Origin of the sequence: Streptomyces sp. RP5T (genome assembly GCF_003933965.1) — a bacterium.
Taxonomy (GTDB): Bacteria; Actinomycetota; Actinomycetes; order Streptomycetales; family Streptomycetaceae; genus Streptomyces.
In genome coordinates this window covers 1-8,890 of record NZ_RSAJ01000343.1, presented here as the reverse complement: position 1 = coordinate 8,890, position 8,890 = coordinate 1, and the positions used below count along the sequence as shown (strand labels likewise).

At 71.6% G+C, this 8,890-nt stretch carries 5 protein-coding genes; 1 reads left to right on the top strand and 4 read right to left on the bottom strand.

Annotated elements, in window-relative coordinates:
• From EHS43_RS28930 to EHS43_RS28915, 4 genes are all read right to left on the bottom strand, one after another.
• Nucleotides 1–1,182: carboxylesterase/lipase family protein (locus EHS43_RS28930; protein WP_185806456.1), on the bottom strand; the 1,182-nt coding region annotated here is incomplete at its 3' end.
• Between the two features lie 88 nt (nucleotides 1,183–1,270).
• On the bottom strand, nucleotides 1,271–2,527 hold the full coding sequence (locus tag EHS43_RS28925; protein WP_125193673.1) for an alginate lyase family protein: 1,257 nt from the start codon (nucleotides 2,525–2,527) through the stop codon (nucleotides 1,271–1,273).
• Nucleotides 2,528–2,555: 28 nt separating this feature from the next.
• Nucleotides 2,556–5,936, bottom strand: coding sequence for an alginate lyase family protein (locus EHS43_RS28920; RefSeq protein ID WP_125193672.1), 3,381 nt, complete (start codon nucleotides 5,934–5,936; stop codon nucleotides 2,556–2,558).
• Nucleotides 5,933–7,465: a glycosyl hydrolase family 28 protein gene (locus tag EHS43_RS28915; protein WP_125193671.1), complete on the bottom strand. Its 1,533-nt coding sequence runs from the start codon at nucleotides 7,463–7,465 to the stop codon at nucleotides 5,933–5,935. The genes EHS43_RS28920 and EHS43_RS28915 overlap by 4 nt, the downstream gene beginning before the upstream one ends.
• 348 nt (nucleotides 7,466–7,813) lie before the next feature.
• On the opposite strand from EHS43_RS28915, the gene EHS43_RS28910 reads away from it, so the two are divergent.
• A partial coding sequence (locus EHS43_RS28910) for a hydroxyacid dehydrogenase (protein WP_185806455.1) occupies nucleotides 7,814–8,890 on the top strand: 1,077 nt, incomplete at its 3' end.

Here is an 8,890-nt window from a genome sequence, read left to right as displayed (position 1 = left end):
CTCGTAGACGTACGAGGAGCCGGGGCGGGCCTCGGCGAGCCGGTGCAGGGGGATGCGGAGCAGGTGGTCGGTGACCATCTGGCCGACTACGTCGGCGGTACCGGCGCCGGGGTGCCGGGCCCGGTAGCCGCGCACCACCTCGGAACCGCAGTGGCAGCGGGCCATGGCACCGGCGAGGGCGACCGCGCCGAGCCGGTCGACCCGCTCCAGGAGTCCTCCGGGGACGAGCCAGAGACGGTACTCGTCGGCGGTCCAGCCCAGCATCAGCTCGACGTCGCTCGCCAGGCCGGCGGCGGGGTCGGTGAGGGCCTCCAGCGGATCGCGCGGCACGAGGTCGCCGTCGACCACGATCCCGAAGGCCGGACCGCCGAGCACCGGGCTGCTGAGCCTGCCCACCTCGGCCTGGGTGCGCAGCAGCAGGTCACGGTCGACCTCGGCGAAGGCCGCGGCGGTGGCCGGGACCTTCAGCCGGGTCGCCATGCGGCGCACCATCCGCCGTACCTTGTCCCGGTCGCTCGCCTCGGGCGGACCGCTCTGCAGGACCGCCCGCCGGAACAGCCCCTGGGCCTGCGGGGCGGCCAGCAGGGCACCGGTGCTGATCGCACCGGCCGACTGCCCGGCCAGCGTCACCCGCTCCGGGTCGCCGCCGAAGGCGCGGATCGACTCGTGGACCCACCGCAGGGCGGCGAGCTGGTCGCGCAGGCCCGGGTTGGCGGGGGCGTCCGGGAAGAGGCCGTAGCCCTCGACGCCGAGCCGGTAGTTCACCGAGACGAACACGACGCCATCGCGGGCGAAGGCGTGCCCGTCGTACACCGGCACCGCGGAGGAACCCCTGGTCAGGGCGCCGCCGTGCAGCCACACCAGGACCGGGAGCCGGGCGCCGGGTGCGGGCTCGGGCGTCCAGACGTTGAGGTTGAGGCAGTCGTCGCCGGGCACGACGGGGTCGGAGAGGTACTGCGCGAAGGCCTCGGAGTACGGCGGTTTCGGCGCCGTCGGCCCGAAGTCGACCGTGTCGCGGACCCCGTCCCAGGGCTCGGGCGGCTCCGGCGGCCGGAAGCGGCGGGGGCCGAAGGGCGGGGCGGCGTAGGGGATGCCCCGGAACACCGCGACCCGGTTCTCGTACCGGCCGCGTACGTCTCCGTACGGCGTGCTGACCACGGGGTCCGCCTGGACTGTCGTCATCCCCAGCCTCCTGACCGCGCTACTGCACCACGTACACCAGAGCACCACATTTCGGCTCCGTATTCCGGTGCAGAGCGCGGTCCGGCGGCTACTTGGCGTACATCAGGGTGCCGAAGCCGAGCTGGTCGAAGCCTCCGCTGGTGGTGCCGTAGTCGCCGCCTCCTCCCTCGGGGGCGACGAGGTCGTAGTACATCTGCGAGATGTACCGGTCGTCCAGGCTCAGGCGCCGGTTGTAGTGGAAGTGGAGCAGCGCCCAGACCGGGCGGACCTGGCCGCGCGAGTCGGAGGAGATCACGGTCTGGGAGGAGGCGGCGCAGTTCTGCCCGGTGCCCCAGGTGTAGGTCGTGAAGGGCACGTCCTCGCCCAGGTTGTACTTCGCGACGTACTGGGCGGCCTTCATGAAGCGGCGGCTGTCGTGGGAGTAGAGGTCCTCGCCCTGGTTCCAGGCCATCTCGCAGAGGGCGCCCATCTGGCCCATGCCCATCATGGTGTGGCCCTGGTCGCGGCCGGACTCCTGCCACTGGCCGAGCGCGTAGCCGGCGGAGTCGGCGTACAGGTAGGGCACCGCGTGGGCGAGGGAGCCGTTGCCCGCGCCGGACTTGAAGTAGGTGACGGCCTGGTCGTACTTGGCCGCGTCCTCGTTGAGGATGCCGATGGCCAGGACGGCGGCCATGTTGCACAGGTCCCAGTTGGCCCAGTAGTTGGTGATGCAGGCGTCGTTGTGGTGGGTCAGGAAGCTGTTGTTGAGCGGGTAGAAGACCTTGACCAGCATCTCCTGGGCGGCGGCCAGGTCGAACCCGCTGTAGCCGCGCATGAGTTCGCAGGCGTTGGCGAACTGCCAGCCGTAGATGCCGGCGGCGAGGAAGCGGTCGGCGTTGCCGGTGACCGAGGTCAGGGTCGTCGACCAGGCGTTGAGAATGCGCGCGGCGCACGCGGCGTTGGCCTCGGTGCCGCCGACCCTCCAGCGCAGTGCGTTCTGGTAGGCGGCGGCGATGTCGTTGAAGAGCAGGGAGTAGTTCTCGCCGGTGCCGCCGCGGACGATCGTGGCGGTGGCCCGGGCGGTCCAGGTGGACTGGGAGTGGGAGTTGGCGACCAGCCTGTTCCAGCCGGAGAGCCAGGGGTCGTCGCCCGCGGCGACCCTGACCTTGGCCCGGTTGATGTCGCCGGCGTTGTGCAGCATGCCGGGGTGGGTCCAGGTCGCGGGCGCCGCGTCGGCCGTGGCCGCCATGGCCGTGGCGAGGGTGCCGCCGCCGAGGGCGAGGGCGGCGCCGAGGCCGCCCGCGCTCCTGAGCAGACCGCGGCGGCTCAACTCGGTTCGCGCGAGGTGGGGGGAGGTGCGGCTCATGGGGTGCGTCTCCGTTCCGTGGGGGGAATCAGACGGGGGTGATGCTCACCTCGTCGAACTCGGAGGTGACGAGGGCCAGCGGGCTGCGGGAGCAGGCCACGAGACCGACGTGGAAGGGGGCGTCGCCGAAACCGGGGATCTCGCCGGAGGCGAGGTCGGTCCAGGTGGTGCCGTCGTCACCGGAGACGGACGCGGTGAAGAGGGTCCCGGTGCGCTTCAGCCGCAGCAGCACGGGGAGCCGGACGGTGCCGTCGCCGGTGAAGGCGGAGGCGCCGGCCACGGTCCTGCGCAGCATGAGCTGCGCGGTGCCGCCGCCGGTGACGATCACCCCGGCCGCCTGGTCGAACGGTGACAGCGACTTCGCCATCAGCAGTCCGACCCGGTCGGCGGTGGCCCCGGTGCGGGAGACCAGCCGGGCGGTGACCTCGCAGTCCCCGGTGACGGTCCGCCGTACGAACTGGCCCGTCATGCACTGGTTGTTGACGCTCAGGTCGGCGCCCGCGCCCCGTACCAGGAAGGTGCCGTCCTCGTGGGCGGTGCTGCCGGGGGTGAGGACGGCGGCCACGCCGAGCGTCCCGTGGGCCCGGTCGTCGAGGATCACGTCGCCGAGGTCGCCGTGGGTCCACGGGGGCGGCGGGGGTGTTCCGACCGTGAGGGTGAGGGTTCCGGTGCCGTCGCCCGCGGCGTTCCCGGCGGAGGTGACGACGGTGAACTCGCCTGTCTCGCGCGGGGTTCCGTGGATCAGGCCGCTCCGCCTGTCGACGCGGAGACCGTCGGGGAGACCGGTGGCGGTGAAGCGTACGGGCTCGTGGGAGGCCCGCAGCACGTGCCGGAAATCCTCCCCCTGGGCGGCGAACGCCAGGCGGGCGGAGGTCAGCCGGGGGATGTCCGGCGTCGGCATCACCGCGGCGGCGGGCTCCGAGAGCGGCCCGCGTCCGGCCGCGTTGGTCTTCGCGACCGCGTAGTGGTACGTCGTCCCGGGGGTGCCGGTGGCGTCCGCGTACCGGATGCGGGTGCCGGACCCGACCGGGCCGACACCGGTGGCGAGGGTGACGTAGGCGCCCTCGGGGTCCTTCGCCCGCAGGACCGTGTAGCGGGCCGAGAGGTCGGGGTCGGTCCACGCCAGGTCGACGGCGTCGGAGCCCGTCGTCGCCTGCAGGTCCCCTGCCGTACGCGAGGGTTCGGGCACCGACCAGATCTCGCCCTCGGTGGCGGACACCACGGTCACGTTGTCGAGGGCGCCGGTGCCGGTCTCGGCGTGGTCCGCGTCGACGCCGAGGCAGGAGGTGAGCAGCAGGCCGGCGTGGGCCGTCCGCCCCAACTCGACCTCACAGGAGCCGACTTCGGTCCAGCGGATGCCGTCCGGGGAGATCGCCCCGGTGCAGCGACGGCCCCTGCGGGTCACCCGCACCCAGTAGGGCGTGCGCAGCCGGTAACCGTCCCCCGCTCCCTCGACATGGGGGGCTTCGAGCGGGGTCGCCGACTCGGGCAGCGTGCCGAGGGCGGAGATCGGGAAGGCCGCGCCCGTGGTGATCGCGGTCAGCTGCGAGGGCGGGACCGGGGTGCTGCCGGTCGCGGACACGGCGGCCCCCTTGGACGGCCGTACCGTCCACACCCCGCTCCAGGTGTGCAGCGGCAGTCCCTGGACGACCATGGCGGCATGGGCCGCGTCCGGGTCGAGGGAGTCCCGCAGGGTGACGCCGATCTTGGAGTACTGCGAGCTCAGCGGCCACACGATCCGCGCGGTGACCGTGCCGTCGCCGCGCAGGGGCAGATGGACGAGCCGGTGCGTGTCGGCGGTGCCGCTCGCCTCCAGCACGAACCGCTCACCGTCGAAGACCGCCGAACCGGGGATCCGTACCGCCCCGACGTCCTGGGTCGACCAGGGCTCGGGAAGCCCGGCGGTGGCTGGGACAGGAGCCGAACGCGCGCTGTGACCGCGGGAGTTGGCGGCGGTGACGGCGTAGTGGTAGGTCCGCCCCGCGCGCACCCGGTCGTCGGTCCACGTCGGCCCGCCGACCCCGGTGGCGATCCTCGCGTACGGTCCCCGGGGGCGCGTGGCGCGCAGGACGGTGTACTCGGTGGCCCAGGTCGAGGGCAGCCAGCTCACCGTGATCCGGGACCGCTCCCCCACCGCCGTCACCCCCGCGGGCGGGGCCGGTGCGGTCGCTTCCGGCGCCGTGGCCCCCGCGTAGGCGAACGTCCCCCAGCCCGGCAGGTCGTCGTTGCCGCCCTCGACGACCCGGGTGCCGCCGGTGCCGCGGAAGACGGCCGCCTCGGTGCAGGGGGTGTCGAGGCCCCGGACGCCGGCGTAGTGGGCGTAGGCCATCTCGTAGATCGGGGGGAGGTTGCCCCGGGAGACGGCGGAGACGGTCGTCTTGAGGTACTTGCCGGTGCGGTCGAGGTCGGGGACGAAGGGGACGTCGCCGCCGAGGTTGTAGCGGGCCGCGTACTCGAAATCGGCGAGGATACGGTTGTCGTGGTAGCCCCACAGGTCGACGCCCTGGTTCCAGGCGACCTGGGCGAGGTCACCGGTCAGCCCGACCGCGAGCTGTTCGTGGCCCTGGTCGCGCCCGGCCTCCTGGCCCTGGCCGGCGTCGGTGACGATCCGGTGGGCGACGGACCCGTTGCCGGCACCGGCCGCGGCGTAGCGCAGGGCGTCCTCGAAGAGGGTGGGCTCCTCGCAGAACACGCCGATGGCCAGGATGGCCTGAAGGGCCGTCAGGTCCCAGTTGCCGTTGGCGTAGAGCATGTAGCCGGAGACGGCCGGATACCAGACGTCCAGGAAGGACCGCTCGCAGCGGGCGATGTCCGCGTCCCCCCAGCCGTCGTAGCCGGTGTGGCGCAGCAGTTCGGCCGCGTTGACGAACTTGAAGGCCTGGAGTCCGGCGCCGAGCGGCCCGTCGGCGCCGGTGATCATCGTGAGCGAGGCCGACCAGGCGTTGAGGAGGTCCCGGGCCTTGTCGGCGTTCGCGCGGTCGCCGGTGACGGCCCACATGAGGGCGTTCTGGTAGGCGGCGGCCGAGTCGGCGACCGCCTGGTTCTGGAAGGTGCCGGGGCCGCGGCCCCAGGAGGTGACCTGGCCGGTGTTCTGGGCGGTGTACGTCGACTTCGAGCGCGGATGGGCCGCGAACGCCACGTAGCCGTCGTGGAGCGGGGACCGCTTCGTGGTGACCGCTGCCTTCATGCGGGCGAGGTCGGCGGCGCCGTGCAGCAGCCCGGGATGGGTGAAGGCGCGGCTGCCCGGCTTCCGGCCCGTGGCCCGGGCGGTGCCGGGTGCGAGCAGTCCGCTCGCACCCGCCGTCAGCAGCAGGGCCGCCGTCCCGCCGAGGAAGCCCCGGCGGCTGGGAGCGACGGTGGTCGGGCGAGGGCCGTTCGGGGGCGTGGTGTTCGAGGGCCGGGTGCTCATGACGCGGCGGCCGCCTCTGCCTCGGCGGTGGTGAGGAACCTGAGGTTGGTGACGTGCTCGTTGGAGAACCACTGGACGGTGTCCGTGGTGTGGTACCAGCCCGGCTTCTTCATCGAGTCGGCGACAACGAGCCCGTTGATCACCAGGTTCTCGAAGGTGACGTCCTTGATGGCGTGGTCGGCGTCGTAGCCGAGGAGGAGCGAGGGCTTGGCGTTCGTGCCCGTGTAGCTGAGGTTCTTGACGTAGACGTTCTCGATGCCGCGACCCACCGAGGTGTTGTACTTCGTGTTGTACATGACCTTCATGTAGATGACCTGGCCCCAGCGGAAGTCCTCGATCCTGACGTCCTCGATGCGGACGTTCCTGATCAGGTTGGAGTCGCCGGGGTTGAGGGCGATGCAGCCCTGGTAGTTCATCTGCGGTTCGCGGTGGTCGAGGATGTCGATGTTCTTGAAGCGGAGGTTCCTCAGGACCTCGGGGTTGTCGGTGTTGCCGTGCGTGCCGACGTTGATGGGGTGGGCGACGTCCGCCCAGAGCGTCGAGTTGCGCACGGTGATGTGTGAGGTGTCGCCGTAGTACTCCCAGCGGTGGGTGTAGATGGCGATGCAGTCGTCCGAGTTGCGCATGAACACGCCGTCGATGACGACGTTGCTGGAGCAGAACACGTCGATGCCGTCGCCCCAGCCCTTGGAGCTGAAGGAGCCGAGCCCTTTGATGGTGACACCGGTGGCCTCGCCCAACTGGACCGCGTAGCCGCTGGGGTTGAGCGCGGTGACCGCGCCGATCGAGATGTTCCGCGAACCCTCCACCAGCACCCCGCCGCCCGCCGTTCCGGCGAGCACCCCCCGGCCGGCTATCCCGGCGTGCTCCACGTTCCGGAAGATCACGGTGGCCTTGAGGACGGCGCCGCCGTCGAGGTACACGGTCTTGCCGGAGGGGACGAGCAGGGTGCCGTCGGCGGTGGTGTGGACACCGGGGCCGTAGTAGAGGACGTCCGGATCGTCCTGCGCGGGCTTCTTCCTCTCGACGGCGCGCGCGAACAGGTGCAGGCAGTCGAAGATGTCGTCGTTGACCTGCACGACGAGGTTGCGCGGCCGGTCGAGCGTGAACACCAGGGTGTCGCCGCCGACTTCGGGCGTGATGCCGTACGAGTCGGGTCTGACCCGGACCTTGGTGGTGCCGCCCTTGAGGTAGGTGACCTCGACCTCCACCGAGCCCTGGAAGTCGAAGTAGGCCAGCGAGGAGTTGTAGGTCCTGCCGGCCCCGGTGGCGGGGTTGATCTCGGCCAGCTGGGGCCGCCAGATGTCGAGGGTCTGCCACTCGCCGCCGGGGGTCGTACGCACCCGCACCCTGAAGCTGGTGTTGGTCGGCATCGTGGCCGGACGGGGGTAGGTCACCAGCTTCGGTCCGGGGTCGGCGGCGGTGTCGTCGGCCCGGGCCGCCGTGGCCGTGAGGTCGCTCAGACCCACGGCGAGCACGGTGGCACCGGCCGCCTGGAGGGCCGTACGGCGGGACAACGGCGTGTTCATTCGGGACTCCTTGCGGACGGGGGTACGGGAGCGGCTGCTGAACGGGGTACGGGAGCGGCACGACGCCCCACCTCCTGCTCTGTCTTGGACAGGTGAGGACCGGCAGACAACCGGTTGCCACGTTGGGGCAGAGCTTCCGCCCTGCCAGGAAACGGCGTCAAGAGGCTTGACGGACTTTCGAAAAGACTGTGTAACCTCGCCGACATGACCCAGCGAGGAAACCGGTTGTCACACGGCCGGCCTCAGTGGCACCTCGGCGATTGACCGTCCCTCGACGCCGGACCTACGGTAGATCTGCCGTAGAAGACGTTTTCAGAAACATTTTCCGCCCAGTGTGTCAGGAGTGACATGCCCAGCCCTCAGCTGCCCAGGGCCGTGTTCGCGATGGATCCCGTACACCTCCCGCTGCTCTTCCCCCCAGCCCTGATGACCCGGCTGAGCGAGGCCGCCGACCTCGACCCCGCGCTCGTCGTCCAGGACTTCGCCGACCCCCTCGCGGCGGACGCCCTGGCCCGGGCCGACGTCCTGATCACCGGCTGGGGCTGCCCCCGCCTCGACACCCACGTCCTCACCGCGGCGCCCCGCCTGCGCACCGTCCTGCACGCCGCGGGCTCGGTCCGCACACTCGTCGGCGACGCCCTGTGGCGCCGCGGCATCACCGTCTCCAGCGCGGTCACCGGCAACGCCCTGCCCGTCGCGGAGTACACCCTCGCGATGATCCTGCTGAGCGGGAAGGACGCGTTCGACCAGCGGGAACGGTTCCGGGGCACCCACGCGTACCCACCGCCCGCCGAGACCGCGGGCATCGGCAACGTGGGACGCCGGGTGGGTGTCATCGGGGCGTCCCGGGTGGGACGCCGGCTGCTGGAACTCCTGCGGCCCTTCGACTTCACGGTGCTGTTGCACGACCCGTACGTCAGCGCCTCCGAGGCCGGCGCGCTGGGGGCCGAACTCGTCCCGCTGGAGGACCTGTTGCGGCGCAGCGACATCGTCTCGCTGCACGCGCCCGACATCCCGGAGACGTACCGGATGCTGGACGGGGCCCGGCTCGGGCTGATCCGGGACGGGGGCGTGCTCATCAACACCTCCCGCGGGGCGCTGGTCGACCCGGACGCGCTGACCGACGAACTGGTCTCGGGGCGGCTGCGGGCGGTGCTCGACGTCACGGAGCCCGAGCCGCTGCCCGCCGCGTCACCGCTGTACCGGCTGCCCAACGTGTTCCTCACCCCGCACATCGCGGGGTCACTGGGCAACGAGCTGGAGCGGCTGGGACGGATCGTGGTGGAGGAGCTGGAGCGGGTCTCCTCCGCCTACGACCTGACCCTGTTCGCCCGCTCAGGACTGCAGAAGAAGGACTTCCGCGAGTACTGCTCGACGGTCACCGCGAAGTTCCCGGGCGAGACGAAGAAGAACAAGAAGGGCAAG

Coding starts and splice junctions, on each gene's coding strand:
- EHS43_RS28920 (WP_125193672.1), bottom strand. CDS start 5,936: ATGAGCACCCGGCCCTCGAACACCACGCCCCCGAACGGCCCTCGCCCG.
- EHS43_RS28915 (WP_125193671.1), bottom strand. CDS start 7,465: ATGAACACGCCGTTGTCCCGCCGTACGGCCCTCCAGGCGGCCGGTGCC.
- EHS43_RS28925 (WP_125193673.1), bottom strand. CDS start 2,527: ATGAGCCGCACCTCCCCCCACCTCGCGCGAACCGAGTTGAGCCGCCGC.